Here is an 18,857-nt window from a genome sequence, read left to right as displayed (position 1 = left end):
CATGGCTACCTTTCAACTGCTATGTCAAAATCATCGTAACCAAATTGTGAAAAAATTTTAATAATATACCTTATATTTTTAAAATTTATATTTTTATCTGGCCAAATTTTAATTCTTGAAATCGATCTATCTTCTATTCGCATAAGCATGGAAGTCAGCATGATATTTTGTCTTCTTTCTTCAAAGTAATCTAAAAATTCAGCTGCTTGAAATGGTATAATAAAGCTTTTTCCGCTATCAAATACAATTTTAATATTATTATTTTTATCTAGTGTTATAAAGATTGTAATGGCAGATTTTCTTTCATTAAAGAAAAATTCAGTATCTAAAATTTTTAAGCTATTCAATTTCATATAGGAGTGAGGTGCGGATTCAATCATATAAAATTCTTCTCTTACTTTTATTGCGATAATAAAAGAAATCCAACTCATGAAAGCAGCCATTCCTAATGCAAAAATAATTTGGCGTGAATTAATCTCATAACGTATCACGTTAGATGCTCTTTCTTCCTTCCAAACGCCAAATTTTTTAGTAGCAAAAGTAAACATCTCAATCCTCATTTTAACTTAATAGGATCAATAAGTACAACTGAAGGAAATATTCTTTCATTTTTATTTTTTTGGATTATTTTATTTTGTGTGTTTATAATATCAAATATGTCCATTAATTTTTCAACATTTTTTTCATAAGTATAGTCATTCTGGAAAATAACTCCAAAGACTTTTGCGGGAAATAAAATTTTTCTATTATCATAATAGTCAATCTTTATTTTAAATTCTTCTTTCCAATTTTTATCGATATCAAGCACCATCACGTCATTATAAGGCCGAGGAGCAACAACGCCTCTTAAGGGGCCAAATAGGATATGCTCTTTTTCAAAAACAAAAACAGGAGAATTATTATTTAAATAAGTTTCATTTTTTATTTTCGATATTTTTGTATTCTCAGAATTAACTGTTCGCAAATTAAAAAAGACTACTGGGCGGTCGTGCATTTTTATGATTTCAATAATAGTAAAAAGAAACCCAATACCAATTGTTGTAATGAGTGCAAATCCCCAGTGAGTCCAGGCAAAACTAGATAATTTCTTCTTCGTCAGGAACCTCTTGTAGACCACCGGTGTCTGAAACATCATTGCGTCTTCCTTTCGATTCGACTCTATCCATACCATCGTCATCTAATCCGGAGCCACCACCGCCACCCCCTGAATGTCCATCAGCGGAGTCGGATTGCGAGCTTCCTCCGCTCCCTCCTGTAAACATAGGCTGCATTTCAGGAGATAAAATGTTTAAGATAACACATAAGCTGTGTTCCATTTCGGCTTCTAATCTCCATGCAATGGCATCTAAAATTCCAAAAGGTAACATAAGTAGTACGGCTGCTACCAAAGCAATTGCTAAAGGTAACAGGGCGTGTGATAGTCCCGTGGTGAAAGCAAAACTTTTAATACCAAGCTCAAGTCCTTCAACCATCCTAAAAGATCTCCAAATTCCTTGAACTGTCGCTATAGCTCCAAGTAAAACACATGCGGCTGCTAAATTGGGAAGTTGGTTAATACGTCTTCTTACACGAGGAAAAAACCGCAGACTCTCTTCGGAGACAACAGATCTTACGCGCATGGGGTCATTTTCATAGGCATCAATGGCTTTTAGTGTCAGCATGGGAACAGAGGTGCGCGAAGTTGCTTTGGTAAAATTGCGAGCTCTTTCCATGTCATTTGCGGCGAGCATTTTTTTTATGGTGGAATTAAATTTTTCAAAATTAATACGATAAACAAATTGAAGTAATATAAATTTCTCAAATATAATAATGTATCCAACAGAAACAATGGCTAATATGATAAAAGGAATTACCTCACCATTGCGATACATGATAAAAATATCATTTAGCATATTTTTCCCTTACTTCTCAAATTGAAACTCTTGGGCAAAATCTTTTTCCCTCATTCCTGTGAGTTCTTCTGGTCTTTCTAGTAAGCTGATAAGTTCTTTTTTAGGCTCATAGCCAAGATCAAAGGAATCAAAATCATAGTCAAATTCAGGTAAAGGAATGTCAGCTAAACTTGCTGGCTCGGCCTCTCCTTCAATGTGAATGGGATCTTTATTAGTTTCTTTTTCAGTTTGAGTAATAATCATTTTTTTGCCAATTTTATCTGCTTCTGAGTTGGCTAATTTATTAGATAAAAGTGAAAATAAAATTAAAAAAACAAGATAATATTTTTTAATTTTATTTGCAAAAAAGAGCATTTAAAATCCTTTTATAATATTATTAATTCTTATACTATGAAATAATGTAATTTTTAGTTGATTAATTCAAGTTTTATTATTCATCATTTTGACTTATCGGTATGAAAAATTTGCACCTGGGAAAAATTTTATATTTATCTTCAACGTATTTAATTCTTTGTTGGGCAATATCTGCAATGCTTTCAATTTTATTATAAATTGATTTTTTATTTATTTTTTCTTCGCTTTGAATGCAGCAAAATGTGTAGTTTAAATTTCTTTCTAAATTCAGTTCATAAATTGCTTGGGCAAAGGTTGCACTGCCAGCAAAAAAATCAAGACAATGTATATTTCCATTATTTCTTTGCTGGTACATTTGTAGAATTTTTTTCAGAAGTCCTACAGGTTTGGGAAAATCAAAGATTTTTTCACCATTAAAAATTTTTTTAAGCTGAGTTTCTGCGTCCTCGTTGCTTTCAAAATCTACAGTGGCATCATCAGTAGCATGACGAAATTTTTGTTCATCATCTTTTACACTTCTTCGTAGGCCGAAAGATTTTGTGATAAAAACGGTTTCATCAAGTATGGATTGAGAGACACGAAACTTTCCATTTACAATAACATTGTTCAAAAGTAGACCATTTTTAATAATCGCATCATTTTCAATTTCAAATTCTAGAGTTCTATTTTTATAAATACCCTTTTTATAAATTCCATCACAGCATTTTGCTTGTGTATTCGATTTCAAAACGCGTTTTGAAATTGCATTTGAAGCATTTAAAACAGGTCTGCTTAATTCAGTTGTTTTTTCGGCAATAAGTTTTAAGAGTTTATTATTATTTTTTGAAAATATCAATACATATTCAATAACAGAACCAATATGCTTATCTAAAAAAGAGGGTTTATTTTTTTTTCTCCATTTTAAAGTACCAATATGATTTTCTTTTCCAAAAATTTCGCGCATCATGACAGTAAGATTTGAATTTTCGCGATCATCAATAGAAATAAACATCACGCCATCATCTTTGAGAATTTTGTGGGCTAAAATGAGGCGTGGCCACATCATACAAAGCCATGAGTCTACCGAAGAAATTCCATCAAAATTTTTAAATAGATCGTTATAAGTGAATTTTGAACCTGTATTATAAGGAGGGTCGATATATATGATATTAAATTTAAAATTTAATTGTGATATATATTTTAATGCTTCAAGATTGTCATCTCTGATTAAAACATTTTCCTTTTTAAGGATTTCAGAAGACAAAAGAATATTTGCCCCCGCTTCAAAATAATGGAATCGGGGAGAAGAATATGCCAGGCTTGCTGCAAGTTCTTTGCCATTAAAAGAAAGAGTAGCCACCATCTTTTAAGTTATTCATCTTCATCATAAATAATGATGTCTTCCCAAGAAAATCCATTTGCTACCATAACAATTTCATATTCTTTTCCATCTTTTTCAATGAAATTTTCGGTAAAAAGGCATTCTTTGCCATCAATAGTGATAAAATTAGGAACTTCGTCTTCATCACTGTGCCCAGCATTGCGGTAGAGGTAATCAATTTTTTCACGTTCTACAAGGTAATATTCACCTTTCACAGGTGACATTTTTACAAGGGTTTCTGACAATGCCATGGCATTTCTCCTTAAAAGAGGTTAACAAACGAAATATAGGTTATTCTAATTAAAAGGAGGCGACAAGGTAGAAATGAGAAAATTAAACCATGTCCTTATGGAAAATCAATTAAACATGCCAATTGCAGAACAAAAGAAGATCTTAAGGAAATTTCTGATTGAAGAAAGAAATAAAATCTCGCAACTCGCCAAACCTCAAGATTGGGGAGCGCGTCAATTTTTTAGAGCTCTTGAATTACTTAATGTGACGGTTTCTCATTTAAAAATGAAGCAAGATCAAAAAAAAATTTTAATATCATGTTATTTTCCAATTAAAAATGAATTAGATATCGCTTGTTTTGCCGGTGAAAAATGGCTTTTTCCTAAAATATCTCAAAACGGTAATTTATTATGGTTTGAATATGGCGATGGCAAAGAAGGATTATTTAAAAATAAATACGATATTTTAGAAAGACATGATGAAAATTGTTTTGAGTATACTTATGATATGCCTCCTATGATTTGTTTTGTGCCGGGTCTTGCGGCTTCCAAAGAGGGGTATCGTCTTGGGTATGGAGGCGGTTACTATGATAGATTTTTTAATAAAATGAATAAGCAGATAACTTCTGTATTTTGTTTGCCTTCTGAAGATTTTATTTTTGATAATATTCCTTTTGATAAAAATGATCACAAAGTCGATCTGGTTGTGTGGTAAAATTTTAAAAAATATACTTATTTATAATTTATATAAATTTTTTTATAAAATAAATTTCTTATTTTTAAATTTTATCATTCAAAAGAATTTTTTAAATGTTTCCTGTAATTTAAAAAGAATTAATTATGTTTTTAAATTACCTGTATTCGTTCATAATAAAGGAATTAATTATAATATCATTTTTTATTTAAAAGATTACCAAAATTTTATATAATTTTATTTTAAAACATACCCATAATTTATTTGACAAGAAAAAAACTTTTTTGTACTTTGGCTGTTCAGTCAATCAAGAATGAAAAATTGTTTAATTACTCAAGAAAACGGAGTGTTTTTATGGGGACAAATCATGGTTATGTGGCGCTTATTTCTGCGTCTATTTTTGTTGTATCTTTTTTATCATCTTGTGGGAAAAATGAAAAATCGAGTTTAATGAAAGAATCTGTTTACTTAAATAAAGAAGTATTTTCTGAATCTGTGAGCACTAAATCAGACATAAATAGCAAAAAGTTTTGCACAGACTTATCGGATACAAAGAGAAACCCTCTTGGTAAGTATCAATGGCACCTGAAAAACACGGGTCAAAATGCTTTTGCAACTGATGCGGGAGTTGCTGGCGAAGATATCAATGCTGACTCCGTTTTGAAAAAAGATTGCTTGAGTGGCAACGGTGTTTACGTTGGTGTTGTCGATTCTGGTCTCCAAATAATCCACCCTTCATTACGACCCAATATTGAAAAGAATGATCGCGCACAATCTCTAAATTTTAGAGATAATTTAATGAGAGCAAATGACCCCTCACCCATTCCTGAAGATGATGAAGATCATGGAACAATGGTGGGTGGCATTATAGCTATGCGAAGTAATTTAGGATTTGGTGGATCGGGTATTGCTCCACGGGCGAAATTAGCAGGATATAATATTATACAAGATGAAGCGGGCGTTCAACAATTTCAAAACTTTGTTGACTCTCTTGGCGGCTCTGATGCTTCAAAAGGGAACGATGTTTTTAACATGAGTTATGGCGATAATAATATTTCCCAAATTCCTGCAGATGACCCGATTACCTTAGGCTCAACAACGGCATATCGATATGGTGCAAGACAATTGCGTGATGGTAAAGGTGCGCTTTATGTTAAAGCAGCTGGAAATGGTTTTAATAAATTAGGTAACGATCCTGCGACTAAAAAAGCTTGTGAAATGGCAATTAAATTAGGTGTCACTTGCCAGAATTCAAATATGAATACGGATAATACTTTAGCAGAAGTAATTACTGTCGGAGCCTTAAGTGCGAAAGGTAAAAAAACAAGTTATTCCACAACGGGTTCTTCGCTTTGGATAAGCGCCCCAGGGGGGGAATTTGGTTTTGATAAAGAGTGGGTAAATTCACAGTACCAACGTTTTGGAAAAACATTTGATTGGACATCCCTACGCCCGACTCTGGGTGAACCGGCTATTGTGACAACCGATGTCACGGGTTCCCGTTATGGAATGAGCAAATTAACTGACTATGATAATGAAGCAGGTTTACAAGATGTTTTTAATATTCGAAATTCATTTAATGCTGGCACAGCTACGGATGAAGATGGCAATGATTTAAATGCTGATTTTAATTATACCAATACAATGAATGGAACCTCTTCCGCGACTCCGGTAACGACGGGAAGTGTTGCTATTATTCTAGAAGCAAATCCTGATTTAACATGGCGCGATGTAAAATATATTTTAGCAAAAACGGCGACTAAAGTAGATCCTGACTTTACAGGAGTCAAAGTTAAAGTTGCCAATAATGAAGATTATCAAGCCGAAGATGGTTGGATTACCAATGCCGCAGGATATCATTTTTCAAACTGGTACGGTTTTGGTAGAATAAATTTAGCAGAAGCTGTTAAGTTAGCTAAAAATTATGATGTTGAGTTAGGCGATTATAGTGAAGCACCTTGGTATCCACAAAATGGATATGCAACAAAATTTACAGTAGCACCAGGAGCCAATGGCTACAAATATAGCTTAAAATCAATTCCAAAAACATTAAATATGGCCATAGAATCTGTTCGCGCTGAAGTTTCAATAGATAGTGATTTTATAGGTGATGTTGGAATTGAGCTTACTTCTCCAAGCGGGACTAAGAGTATTATTTGGAATATAGGCAATGCCTTTTCAAAAAATGGTAACTTAGTTCGCATGCCAATACAAAGTAACGCATTTTACGGCGAAGACAGTGCCGGTGTTTGGACTTTTAAAATAATCAATAGCGGTTTAAATGCGAAGAATGTGACAGTTAAAGGTTTAAGACTGCAGTTTTCGGGAAGTAAAAATCCATTATAAATTAATGGATTTTTACTATGCTAAATGATTTTAAAATTTTAAATTTTGAAGGAAATGCCATGAAATTAAAAAATACATTAATGCTTATAAGTACATACTCTGTTATGGCTTTTAGTGCTCAAAGCGCTTATGCGATTGTATCTTTAAATGATACAAATATAAGTGAAGATGAGAAAAAAGTTAAAGAAAATAAAGCGATACTTTCTGTAGATCAAAGTTTTTCTCAAAATGAAACAGAATACACAGTATATGATAATTTGAGTATAAACTTTAAAAATAAAAAAGTTGATAAGAAATCATTATCAAATAATAAGAGTGAACAAAATTTAAATTATATCGATATAAATACCAATGATAAAAAAGTTTTTATTGATAAGGGATCTTATGAGATTTATTTAGATAAAAATATTTCAAAAAGGAGTATAAATAATTCATCGTCAAAAAACTCAAGTAGCTTAAAAGCTAAAAAAGAATATAAAGTTGCTTTTAATAATAAGACAAAAAAGTTTGGTATATTAACTGGCAATGCTGTTTTAAAAATAAATCCTGAAAGCACAGTGCAAATTCCTGATAACACATTTTCTATAGTTAGAGCTTACAAAAATATGGGTCTTTATATTATTAAAGTTCCAAGCGATTTAAAAATCAATGAGTCATTAGCAAAATTAAAAGAAGCAAATCCCATGGTTGAAAATCTCACAAGTGATGCCAATGATCCTAACGCATCCTCTTTAAAAGTTGAAGTCATAGAAAACTTTAAATCAGCAATGTGATTTAAATTCAGTTTATTTTCGAAATTAATTTTGCATCGCCCTGACTTTTATTTAAAGGCTATAGGGCTCATATTTTGTTATTTAAATAAAGGAGTTTTAGACAGACATGGCTCAAAATAAAAATGTTTTATTTTCTGTTTCTATTCTTGTTGTTTCTTTTGTAGCATCCTGTGGAAAATCAAATACAATCTCACAGCAGCATTTATCTGAAAATCAATTGATGACAGTTTCTATACAAGAGGATGAGGAACTTTCTGATTCCTACTGCACTGATTTAAATGATGAACAAAATAATCCACTGGGAAAATATCAATGGCACCTTAAAAATTTAGGTCAACTTTCATTTGCGACAACCCCTGGAAGACCTGGTGTCGACATTAATGTCAGTCGTGTATTAAAAGACAACTGTTTGAGTGGAAAAGGAGTTCACGTTGCTGTCGTTGATTCAGGAATGGAATTGGCTCATCCTTCTTTACAGCCCAATATCGACAATCGCCCCAATGAGTCTTCAACCTGGTCCTTAAATTTTCGTAAGAATTTGCTAAGTCCTTTCGATCCTTCACCTATTCCTGAAGATGACAGTGATCACGGTACTATGGTTTCAGGAATTATTGCTATGAGAAGTAATTTAGGTTTTGGAGGATCGGGGGTAGCTCCCCGTGCCCAGCTCGCTGCCTATAATGTGATTAGTCAAGGATCACAAACGTTCCAAAATTTCTTAGATTCATTAGGGGGATCAGATGCTTCGAATGGAAATGATATTTTTAGCATGAGCTATGGTTTTAGTAATATGAAACAAATTCCAGATGATAATGCTTCTGTTCGTGCTTCTCTTGCCGCCTTTAAAATGGGAACGAGACAATTGCGCAATGGAAAAGGCGCTCTTTATGTTAAAGCAGCTGGAAATGGATTTAGTCGTCTCGGCATGTTTAGTGGCTGGGCTTGCCAATCTGCAATTCAATTCAATGTATCCTGTCAAAATTCAAATATGAATTTGGAAAACTCGCTTCCTGAAGTCATTACTGTAGGTGCTGTGAATGCCCACGGTGTCAAATCGAGTTATTCGACAACAGGTGCATCTCTGTGGATTAGCGCTCCTGGTGGGGAATACGGTGTTGATAAAAGTTGGGTAGAACATCATGTCAACAAGTTGGGTGATGTAATTGATTGGAATGACTACAGAGCAACCATCGGTGAGCCCGCCATTGTGACTACTGATGTGAGCGGAACGCGTTATGGTGTTAGTAAATATTCAAAGCTTTTAGACAAAAAAGAAATTTTAGGGATTCGTAATGAATTCAATGCTTGTGATATAGAAGAAAATAAAGATGGTAACTATACAAACTCTATGAATGGAACATCTTCAGCAACTCCTATTACTTCAGGAAGTATTGCTCTTATATTAGAAGCAAATCCAGATTTAACATGGAGAGATGTGAAATATATTCTTGCTAAAACAGCAACAAAAATAGATCCCGATTTCGCTGGAGTCTATATGCAACTGCCCAATGGTGAATCTTACCAAGCAGAACAAGGTTGGTTGGATAATGCTGCTGGTTTTCATTTTTCAAACTGGTATGGTTTTGGTTTGGTTAATGTAGGAGAAGCTGTTTCTTTAGCTAAAAATTACGATGTGGATTTAGGAAATTATGTGGATCAATACTGGTTTCCAAAATACTTTAGTGCTATGAATTTAGTTGTAAAATCAGGCGATATTAAGGGATTGGTAAACTCAGTTCGCATTCCTAAGTCAGAATCATTATCTATAGAATCAGTTCAAATTAAAGTCACAATTGAAAGCAAATATGTAGGAGATGTCGCGCTTGAATTGACCTCCCCCAGTGGAACAAAAAGTATTATTTGGCATGCGGGAAATGCTTTTTCAGGAAATGGAAATATAGTTGATATGCCAATGCAATCAAACGCATTTTATGGAGAAAATAGTGCTGGAGAATGGAAATTAAAAGTTATAAATACGGGTTTACATAAAGAAGATGCGACTTTCAAAGGTTGGAAATTAAAAATATCTGGACATAAGTAAATATAAATATAAATTTGAAATTATTTAGGAGTCGATATGAATTTAAAAAATGTGATTTTATCTTTATCAATTATTGTTTTTATAGGTTTAATTTCTTTGAAGGTGCAGGCTTCAGAAAAACTTACAAAAATCTCTGAAGAAACAAATTCAAAGCAATTTAATGAAAAAGATGTAGCCAAGAATTTTTCTCGTGGAGAAAGTTTTATTCAGGGTGGAGTGACATATACTGTTTATCCCGAATTAAAAGCAGAATTTAATAAAAAAAATGAAAAAGAAGTACCAAGCCAAGGTAATAAATCAAATATTGTCATGAGTAACAAATCATTTACAATTTATAATGCAGATGGGCATGGAAAGAAGGAATCTCCTTCAAAAGGAAATCAAATCGTACTAAATGAAAACTCCGAAAGCTTTGGGATCCTTAGTGGAATCATAATTGTCAAGATGAAAAATAATTCTTTATTTAATGACTCTTCCTTTGAGATTGTGAAGAGCTATCCAAAGTTAGGTTATTACCTTATTAAGATTCCGAATGGCTTTAAAATTCAAGACACTCTAAATAAAATTCAAAAAAATAATAATGTAGAAGATACTACTGTTGAAGTTATTGAAAACTTTAAAGAGCCTCTTTGATTGATTTGCTTTAACTAAAACAGGTATAGATTTTTTTGGAAAGTTAATATAACAGAAGATATCTGTATAACTTTTTAATTATATGAAATTATTTAATATATTTTAATATTTTATAAAATAACAATTATAAATAAATTAAATACAGATTATCTAAATTTTTCTTGATACTGTGTTTTTTTTGATCTATGAAGGCAGCGGCAGACAAAGCCGGTTTTTTTGCGCAAAAGAGAAAACTTAAAAATAAAAACTCTATATTAAAATTTAAATTCATTGAGGCTTTAAATGAAATACTCTTATGTTGTTAGTTTGTCATTTTTATCTTTATTAGCTTTGCCTATTATAACGAGTTGTGGAGGAAATTCTTCATCTCCTCCAAATAAACATACTGAAAGAAGTAATACCTTTTTAAAAGCAAATGTGTCTGTACTTCCTACGAAAGATTTTCAACTCCCAACTAATAAATTTAAATTAATGGGAATCTATTCGAATTGTGCTGGTAAATTAGAAGGTGAGGAATGGTTTCATTCGAAAGATACATCTAGTTTGATATTAATGAAAGTTGATAAAGATAATATAGATAATAAAGATTGTAAATTATCAATAACAGGATTTAGTTTTGAAGAAAATGGAAATACCTTTGAATATAAATATATTAATGAGAATAATAAGGAAATTAAAGGCCATTTATTAGTAGAAAATTTTTCTGATCTAGATAGCATTAAATCTTCCTTTAAAATAGAGGGAGTATTCACTGATTTACAGAAAAAAGATAAAAACTTAAATGAATTTATATATGCAGATGCTAAAATAGATCCTGTTGATTTTAGTCGAGATCCTACAATTACAATTGTCTTATCTGAAATGAAAATATTTGACTCAAATGAAATAGCTGGATTAGATCTTGTAAAAATTGATAAACATGAAATTTATTCTGAAAATGAAATAAAGCTAAATTTGAAACAAATTCCTGCTCCTGATTATAGCATAAATCCTTCAGAGAAACTGAAAATAATATACGATGTTTCCAGTCGTGTTGTTTTATATTCTGGAAAAATTTTATTTACGAAAAATAAAACTCTAGGAAACAAATATGTTATTGCACCAAATGAAGATTTAGAGAGTCCTATTTCATATCAAAAAGTTCATGCCTTATTTAAAAATACTGATAATGTATTTAATACTGTGGACAGCATTGCTATTTCAGGAGCGCAATTGCAAAAACTTGCAAAACTACCTCATAAATTAGAATCAAAGCAAGTGACAAAAGCTTATGTTATATTTCAAAACGAAAATTCAGATTTAAATTTAAGTAGCTATCAAATTTATACAATCACAATTGAAATGAAAGATGAAAAGAAAAAATCAAATTAATGTTTTATTTTTTCCAAATCTGATCGCGAAGCTCTTTGCGCTTTAAGGCAGCTTCGCTTCTTTCTTTTTGTTTATCAGAAACAATTTGCAGGTGTGGAATAGTTACAGATTTCGAATTTTCGTCTAATGCCACCATGGTGAAGTAACTAGAAAGAACGTGGTTTGTGACACGCGTACGTGTGTCTTCAGCGACAACGCGGATTCCCACTTCCATGGATGATCGCCCTGTATGATTGATTGTTGCTGAAAATGTAACGATTTCACCTACGTGAATGGGATGTCTAAAAAAAACCTGATCAACAGATAAAGTAACGACATAATGGCCTGAATAGCGCGAGGCGCAAACGTAGGCGACTTGATCGAGCACTTTTAAAATATGTCCCCCATGAACTTTTCCTGAAAAATTGGCCATATCAGGCGTCATCAGAACGGTCATTTCGATAGAATGCTCGCTATCCGCAGTATTTTGCATAACAACTTCCTTTGTTAAGTAACTTTTATTTACTTAATCATAACATTTTATGTGCCTTGCAAACTATTGACGAATATTAAATTTTTGATACAGAAATTTTGTAGTATTTGGATAGGAATTTTTTTTTCATTAAGAGTTTTTATTGACATGGAAGGGATTGAAATAAAATCAAAAACATCTTCAAACTCATGCGAGAGTGCGCCAGGAAAAAAAATAATATCTTTGCCTTTATTTATAGAAAGAATTTCTTTAATTAATATAAATAAATAATTTCTATTGGTATAATAAGATGAGTGGATGACGTTTTGGAAATCATCTCCCTTATTATAAAAGCATAATGAAAAAATTTGATTGTTATTTGTAGCATAAAATATATTCATATTTTTTATTGCTAGTATATTACAAAAATCAAGATAAGATAATACAGATTCACAGGGTGGTCTATTTAAAATAATAAATTGCCAAATTCTAGTTTTTTCAAAATCGGTTAATTCAAGTAAATTTTTTTTAAACAAAATTTGAATAGGATTGTTATCAAAAATACTTTTAAATTTTTCGAGTTGTTCCATGATAGATTTGCAATTATTAAGTGCTATTTGATTTGATATATTTGTCCCTATTTGTGCTAAAAATGTTTTTCCTGTAGGAATAAAATTTAAGTTTGCATAAAGTTTATTTTTATCAGCAAATAAAAAAATAAAGTCTGCAGCATTTTCAATTGCCTTCATTTCTGCCATGGTCACTGCTTTTTGAGCAAGACCTAAATTACGATATTTAGGATGAGTGCAGACACTGCCAATGCAATAGGCGCTCAAACGTGTCCCATTGACATGGAATGAAAAAGGATAAATAGAGCAAAACGATGCTATTTTATTTTTCAAACGTAGTAAAAAAAGATGCTCTCGATTTTCTTCCTGAAAAACTTGCGGAAAATTTTTTAAATATTGATTTGTTTGGAAACAAAGATTGGTTAGAATTTCAAGATCAGCGAACGAAAAGTCTTTATCACGGATGATTTGCTGTTGCACTTCGGCATCATGCATCAACTTTTCCTTCAATTAAGGTACCAATTTTTTCGCCCACTTGTACTAATGTCTCAAAACCTTCTTCAGATGCTTTGATGAGATCTTCATCGAACTTCATTATTCCACGCTCAAAAAAGAAAATACAAGTACTACCGCCAAATTTAAAGTAACCTTTTTCGTCCCCTTTTTCGACTTGCATGGCGGGGCGATAAGTTTGCACAATGGTACCAACAAATAATGCGCCTACTTCCATTAATAAAACTTTGCCAAAATTGTCCGAATCAAGTTCACAAAGAGTTCTTTTATTTAAGCAATAAACAGGAATTTTTTGTTCTAGAGCGTAAGGATTTACAGAGTGAAGAAGCCCTGGAACAGATTTGGTTATTCCTGCTTTTCCGGAAACGGGAAAATGAAAACGGTGATAATCCGATGGGCACAGTCTTAAAATTCCACATGATCCATTTTTATAACGCTCCGCTAAGCTTTCGTTGCCATTAAAAAGATCTGTAAGTTTAATGGGCGCCCACTTTAAATAGGTAATAATAGAGTCATTAATATTAGGAAAAACGAGTAAACGGCCGTCGCCGGGAGAGTTTATTCCGGGAGCTAATCTATTTACCGGACGAGCACGAGGGTGTAATTTTCTAGCAAAAAAATCGTTAAAAGAATGATATTCAGATATATCTTTTTCAGATTCAGAAACATTTATTCCCATTGATTTTACAAATTCTTCAATTTTATGTTTGCTTGCTCCTGAATCATTGTAAGCACCATAAATGTTACTTATCCATTTATTTGTGAGGAATTTTTCTGTAAATGCAGCACCAGCAGCACTGCCATAAAAAATTTTCATAGCGTCTTCACCATAAATTTTTTCGATGAATTTTTCGCCACTCATTCTTTTTATAACTTCAATTTGTTTTGTTGTATTTCCTAAAATTGATCTCAACATTTTTAATTTATCCCTGAGTGATGATCTCATAAATGACAGTGTGTATCATAGTCACTGTCATTGTCATTTGGCAACTGTTAATATTTTTTCGACAATTTTTCCACCTTGAGAACCGCTTCCTGGCCCAAGATGGATTAAATAATGAGCATGCTGTTGGAAAAGTTCATGATGTTCTACAATGACAAAAGTATGTCCTTCGTAACTTAGATTGAGCAATGTTTCAAAAAGATTACCCACATCTTTTTCAGATAAGCCGCGTGTCGGTTCATCAAGAATACAAAATAATTTTTTATCAGATTTTGCAAGTGCAGCACATATTCTTAGTCTTTGTGCTTCTCCTCCCGACATAGATGTTGTCATCATGCCCAGAGGAATATGCCCTAAACCAAGTTGACAGCAGAGTGAAATCACCTTACCAAAGCCCGCTTCTCTTCCAAGTCTCACTTTGCAATCTTGTAAACTTGTTGAAAGCCACTCATGAATATTTTTACCATTCCATTTAATATCTAGAATTTCGTTACGATAACGAGTTCCCTTACAATCGGGACATATTTTTTCCACTTCGCCTAGGAAAAAAAGATCCTCTTGTATGATTCCCCGACCATTGCAATTTTCACAGCTTCCCGCTCCATTAAAGGAAAAGTCAGATAAATTAAAACCAGCAAATTTAGCTTCTTTTGTGGCGGCAAAATTTTTCCTTAATATATCCATTAATCCTAGGATGGTTGCGGGGACGCTTGTTGCTGTTCTGTGAAGTGCTTTTTGTTCCACACTGACAATGTGCGATGTTTCAAAAAAATCTTTGGGAACCGTAATTTTTTCCCAGGTTCCAATACTTGCATCGAAATCAGCATCGCCATTTTTTGTCAAATTGTAATCTTTTAATTTATCAAGTGCCGCCTCTAGACCAAAACGGATTAGTGTTGTCTTTCCTGCGCCACTTGATCCTGTAATCACATTAATTCTGTTTAATAAAACTTCGAAATTTAAATTTTTACAATTGAGTGCTGAAAATTTTTGAATTGAAATTATTTTTTCATTTTTAAGTTGCTCTTGAGATATTATAATTTGCTTTTTAAATTGTAAATTATCTTGATTAAATTTTGTGATTAAAGAATTGGGAATATTATTTTTAATTGGTAATAAATGTCCCCCTTCTTCGCCTCCACCAGGGCCTAATTCTAATATTTCATCCGATGCCATGATAAGATCTTTATCATGCTCAACCATAATTATTGTGTTACCTAAATCTCTTAATTCTTTAATACATTGAATTAAAGTTGAAATTTCATTTTTTCCTAAGCCCACACTAGGTTCATCAAGTACATAAAGAGCATCGGTAAGGCCATTGCCAATTACCCGGGTTAATAAAACTCTTTGATACTCTCCCCCTGATAACGTTTTACATCTTCTAAACAAATGAGCAGATCCGAGGCCAAGCTGGTTTAAAAGAGAAATTTTTTTATGAGCTTCGTTATATATTTCCGAAATAGCGGAGAGTTTTTTTTGAAATTTTTTTTCATTTCTTAGGCTTTCGAGCCAATTTAATGTTGATGAAATTTCAGATTCAAATAATTGTGAATACGTTTTATCGAAACATATTGCATTTTGACCGGATTTTCCTATGCGAGCTCCTTGACATTCTGGACATAGAACATATTTTCTATATTTTGCAAGCATGATTCTTGAAGTGCTTTTATACTTTTCTTGTTCAAGAATATTAAAAAATTCATTTAATGTAACGTAATCATTTTTTGATTTTTTATTATTTTCTTGATTACCATTCCAAATAAAATCAATGGTTTCTTTGTTTAATTTATGATAAGGCTCGTTAATAGAATAATGTTTCTTTTTGCAGGAACGAATAAGTTCTTCGCTCATCCAAGAAAATGTTTCCGATGTCCATGGTTTAATAGCGCCTTCAGCTAATGATAATTTAGGATTAGGAATAATTTTATTTTCATCGAGAACGGGGATATTGCCTAGACCATTACATTTTCTACATGCTCCTAATACGGATTGCCAATCTAAATCATTTGCTTGAATAATATGGGTTTGTTGTTCGCATTTTTGGCAATAGGCTTGTACGTGAAATTTTTGTTTATCTAATGAAATACTATTTGAATTTTCAAGTTTGCTAATATTAATAAATGAAAATTTAGGTGAAAACTTAACTTGAGACCAAATGGTTTCTACACGATTCTCAATTTCTGATTTTTCCATGGAACAATTTATTCTGTCGAGAACAATTTCAACTTGATGGGGATAAGATTTGTCATTATATTTTTTTATTAATTCTTCAATATTTAAAATGTTATTTTCTATTGCAATTCTTGAATATCCTTCAACAATGAGATCTTCTGCAAACTTTTTATTTTGGATAAAATACGGAACAGAAACAAGATAAGTTTCTGTTAATGTTTTTTTGTCAGGTGCGTTTAAAAAATCAATTAACTCCTGCGCTAAATTCATTGTTACAGGCGAACCGCAGGCTGTGCAAGAAGGTTCCATAAGTGATATAAATAAAGTCCTCAGAGGTTCAGCAACATCGGAGGATGTTGCAATCACGCTTCGCGGATCTCCCGTACGATTTGATTGTTTTAATGCAATAGCTGCTGGAATATTCTCAATACTTTCAAAATCACCTTGTGGTAATCCTTGTAAAAATTGGCGTTCATAAGTGCCAAGGGTTTCTAAAAACCGTCTTTGGGATTCAGAATAAATGGTGTCAAAAGCAAAACTGCTTTTACCACTACCAGACACTCCTGTAATTGTAATCCATTTTTTTAAAGGAATTTTAGTATTTATATTTTTAAGATTATGAGTACGGACGCCAGTACATGTAAGATATTCTGAATCGGTATTCATGTTACTTTCTTTTTTTTTATTTTATTTTTTGAAGATGTTTAATAAAACATTTTATTAAACATCTTCAAAACTATTATGTCTAATTGTTAAAAATTTTGTAATCCAAGGGTCATTTAAATTTAGCAAATCTTCTTTTGTGCCTTTGCCTATTATTTTTCCATCTTTTAATATGGCAACATTTTTTGAAAAACGAAATGCCACATCGATATTTGATGTCACACTCACCATGGTGGTTCCCACACTTTCGCCAATTTTATGAATCATATCAATGACAATTGTTGTAGTCACAGGATCTAGTCCTGCTGTAGGTTCATCAAGAAGAGCGAGTTCGGGGTTGGTAATAAGAGCACGAATAAAGCCCACTCTTCTTCTCATGCCGCCTGATAATTCACTTGGGATTTTGTCTAGAGAATGTGAAAGTAAAACTTGATCTAAAAAGGACAGAACTTTTTTTTCTCTGTCTTCCTTAGAAAATGCAGTCATATTTTCCATTGCAAAAAGTAAATTTTCTCTTACGGTCATAAAGTCAAAAAGGGCTCCTTGCTGGAAAGCCATCCCCATTTTTTTAAAGAGGTCTGCGCGTTGAGCGTCTTTTAATCGATTGACTTCTTTGTTCAGAACGTTCACTGAACCTGATTGCGGTTTGATGATTCCTAATATAACCTTAAGAAGTGTGCTTTTACCAGATCCGCCTGGCCCAAGAATGGTTAAAGAAGTTCCTTTTTCTATTTCCAAATTTAAGTTTTGGAGAACGGGTTTGTTTTTTATAAAGGCGACTTGGATGTCATGCAATGAAACGATATTTGAAGCTTGCACTTAACCTCCTGTTATTCGCACGCAAAGTGATATTTTAAGTTAAAATAAAAAATATTGCAATATTTTTGTTTTAAATTTGGTAGAGTGTTTTTAGATGAGAGATATCTTGTTTTGATGAATTTTTATGAGAAAATTGTGAAAAATATGTTTAATAAATTTTTATTTATAGTTTTTAATGTTGTAATAATGTTTTTTATTTTTTTTATTGATACAAAAGTTTATGCAGATGAAAATCAAGAAAAAAAATCTTTGGTTCATTTAAATAATAATGAATACCTTATGAATCAAATAGAAAATCGGACACAGGCTTGCGATTTATTAAAAAACAAAGTTGTAACTTATATCGATCTTGTTTTTTATGTGAAAAAGTGTAAATTAATGCCAATCAAGGATCCTGAAATTACAAATAGTTTAATTCAAATACAAAAAAAATCACTTATATCTCTCTCAGATAAAGTTTACTCTATGATGGAAATGGGCAAAAATTATACTTTCGATGAATATTATACAGATTATAATGCTGATGAAATTGAAAATTTAAAAGATTTATGCATGAAGTTTAATAAAAATATTGTTACTGCAGATGCTTATAGTTTTTATTATATTGACGCTTGCAAAAAAAGATTATTTAAAAAATATAGCGATATTTCTTTTTTTAAAACCAAAAGTAAACCTGTATTTTCTATTAAACCTCGTGAATTAAGCATATTTCCTACAGGTCAAGAAATGGTTGTCAATAAAAATGATCAGGAAACAAGTATGAAAGTTTCTGAAACCTACATAAAAGAAAATTTACCACCTCTAAAGAATTTATGTGCTAATTTAGAAAGAAAAGTAGTAGCATTTCATGCTAGTTTTTTCTTTTTAGAGAATTGCAAACTCTATAAAATTGATGATTTCAATATTACCATTCAAAAAAAAGCAGATATGCTTGGTGGTGTTAAAGAGCTCAATATCAAACAAGCTATTGGAATACCCCAGGTAGGTAAAATAAAAAGCGATGATGTTTTAGCAAAAATGCGTTAATTTA

The 18,857-nt window shown here is 32.0% G+C and carries 18 protein-coding genes; 7 read left to right on the top strand and 11 right to left on the bottom strand.

Features of this window, described 5'->3' with window-relative positions; genetic code table 11:
• Positions 1 to 5: 5 nt before the first annotated feature.
• The 6 genes from AXG55_RS13775 to AXG55_RS13750 form a co-directional block, all read right to left on the bottom strand.
• On the bottom strand, positions 6 to 548 hold the full coding sequence (locus AXG55_RS13775; RefSeq protein WP_148698677.1) for a hypothetical protein: 543 nt from the start codon (positions 546 to 548) through the stop codon (positions 6 to 8).
• Positions 549 to 556: 8 nt separating this feature from the next.
• Complete coding sequence (locus tag AXG55_RS13770) at positions 557 to 1,135, bottom strand: hypothetical protein (RefSeq protein ID WP_148698676.1); 579 nt, start codon at positions 1,133 to 1,135, stop codon at positions 557 to 559.
• On the bottom strand, positions 1,077 to 1,892 hold the full coding sequence (locus tag AXG55_RS13765) for a MotA/TolQ/ExbB proton channel family protein (RefSeq protein ID WP_148698675.1): 816 nt from the start codon (positions 1,890 to 1,892) through the stop codon (positions 1,077 to 1,079). The genes AXG55_RS13770 and AXG55_RS13765 overlap by 59 nt, the downstream gene beginning before the upstream one ends.
• Positions 1,893 to 1,901: 9 nt before the next feature.
• Positions 1,902 to 2,246, bottom strand: a complete 345-nt coding sequence (locus tag AXG55_RS13760; protein ID WP_148698674.1) for a hypothetical protein — start codon at positions 2,244 to 2,246, stop codon at positions 1,902 to 1,904.
• A gap of 76 nt (positions 2,247 to 2,322) precedes the next feature.
• On the bottom strand, positions 2,323 to 3,588 hold the full coding sequence (locus AXG55_RS13755) for a DNA methyltransferase (protein ID WP_148698673.1): 1,266 nt from the start codon (positions 3,586 to 3,588) through the stop codon (positions 2,323 to 2,325).
• A gap of 8 nt (positions 3,589 to 3,596) precedes the next feature.
• Positions 3,597 to 3,857 (bottom strand): hypothetical protein, encoded by a 261-nt coding sequence (locus AXG55_RS13750; RefSeq protein ID WP_148698672.1) that lies wholly within the window; start codon positions 3,855 to 3,857, stop codon positions 3,597 to 3,599.
• 73 nt (positions 3,858 to 3,930) lie between these two features.
• Here AXG55_RS13750 and AXG55_RS13745 point away from each other — a divergent pair, with 73 nt between their 5' ends.
• The 6 genes from AXG55_RS13745 (at position 3,931) to AXG55_RS13720 (ending at position 11,694) form a co-directional block, all read left to right on the top strand.
• Positions 3,931 to 4,551, top strand: coding sequence for a 5-formyltetrahydrofolate cyclo-ligase (locus tag AXG55_RS13745; RefSeq protein WP_148698671.1), 621 nt, complete (start codon positions 3,931 to 3,933; stop codon positions 4,549 to 4,551).
• A gap of 333 nt (positions 4,552 to 4,884) precedes the next feature.
• A complete protein-coding gene (locus AXG55_RS13740; protein ID WP_148698670.1) occupies positions 4,885 to 6,876 on the top strand; it encodes a S8 family serine peptidase in 1,992 nt (663 codons plus the stop codon).
• Between the two features lie 17 nt (positions 6,877 to 6,893).
• Complete coding sequence (locus tag AXG55_RS13735) at positions 6,894 to 7,649, top strand: hypothetical protein (RefSeq protein ID WP_148698669.1); 756 nt, start codon at positions 6,894 to 6,896, stop codon at positions 7,647 to 7,649.
• A 106-nt stretch (positions 7,650 to 7,755) separates the two neighbouring features.
• Positions 7,756 to 9,690 carry a S8 family serine peptidase gene (locus AXG55_RS13730; protein WP_148698668.1) on the top strand — a complete coding sequence of 645 codons (1,935 nt, stop codon included), beginning with the start codon at positions 7,756 to 7,758 and terminating at the stop codon, positions 9,688 to 9,690.
• Between the two features lie 36 nt (positions 9,691 to 9,726).
• Positions 9,727 to 10,323 (top strand): hypothetical protein, encoded by a 597-nt coding sequence (locus AXG55_RS13725; RefSeq protein ID WP_148698667.1) that lies wholly within the window; start codon positions 9,727 to 9,729, stop codon positions 10,321 to 10,323.
• 282 nt (positions 10,324 to 10,605) lie between these two features.
• The gene (locus AXG55_RS13720) at positions 10,606 to 11,694 is read left to right on the top strand and encodes a hypothetical protein (protein ID WP_148698666.1); all 1,089 of its coding nucleotides are present in this window, start codon (positions 10,606 to 10,608) and stop codon (positions 11,692 to 11,694) included.
• A gap of 4 nt (positions 11,695 to 11,698) precedes the next feature.
• On the opposite strand, the gene AXG55_RS13715 is transcribed toward AXG55_RS13720, so the two are convergent.
• The 5 genes from AXG55_RS13715 to AXG55_RS13695 all read right to left on the bottom strand — a co-directional run bounded on the left by AXG55_RS13715 (position 11,699) and on the right by AXG55_RS13695 (position 17,827).
• Positions 11,699 to 12,166, bottom strand: coding sequence for an acyl-CoA thioesterase (locus AXG55_RS13715; RefSeq protein WP_148698665.1), 468 nt, complete (start codon positions 12,164 to 12,166; stop codon positions 11,699 to 11,701).
• Positions 12,167 to 12,213: 47 nt separating this feature from the next.
• A complete protein-coding gene (locus tag AXG55_RS13710; RefSeq protein ID WP_148698664.1) occupies positions 12,214 to 13,209 on the bottom strand; it encodes a GNAT family N-acetyltransferase in 996 nt (331 codons plus the stop codon).
• Positions 13,202 to 14,143 (bottom strand): archaetidylserine decarboxylase, encoded by a 942-nt coding sequence (asd, locus tag AXG55_RS13705; protein ID WP_233231241.1) that lies wholly within the window; start codon positions 14,141 to 14,143, stop codon positions 13,202 to 13,204. Before asd ends, AXG55_RS13710 begins: the two co-directional genes overlap by 8 nt.
• Before the next feature lie 63 nt (positions 14,144 to 14,206).
• A complete protein-coding gene (locus tag AXG55_RS13700; RefSeq protein WP_148698662.1) occupies positions 14,207 to 17,011 on the bottom strand; it encodes an excinuclease ABC subunit UvrA in 2,805 nt (934 codons plus the stop codon).
• A 54-nt stretch (positions 17,012 to 17,065) separates the two neighbouring features.
• A complete protein-coding gene (locus AXG55_RS13695; RefSeq protein WP_148698661.1) occupies positions 17,066 to 17,827 on the bottom strand; it encodes an ABC transporter ATP-binding protein in 762 nt (253 codons plus the stop codon).
• A 135-nt stretch (positions 17,828 to 17,962) separates the two neighbouring features.
• Here AXG55_RS13695 and AXG55_RS13690 point away from each other — a divergent pair, with 135 nt between their 5' ends.
• Complete coding sequence (locus AXG55_RS13690; protein ID WP_148698660.1) at positions 17,963 to 18,853, top strand: hypothetical protein; 891 nt, start codon at positions 17,963 to 17,965, stop codon at positions 18,851 to 18,853.
• Positions 18,854 to 18,857: the final 4 nt, after the last annotated feature.

It is taken from the genome of Silvanigrella aquatica, from assembly GCF_001907975.1.
Classification (GTDB): domain Bacteria; phylum Bdellovibrionota_B; class Oligoflexia; order Silvanigrellales; family Silvanigrellaceae; genus Silvanigrella; species Silvanigrella aquatica.
This window is presented reverse-complemented; position numbering and strand designations above follow the sequence as displayed.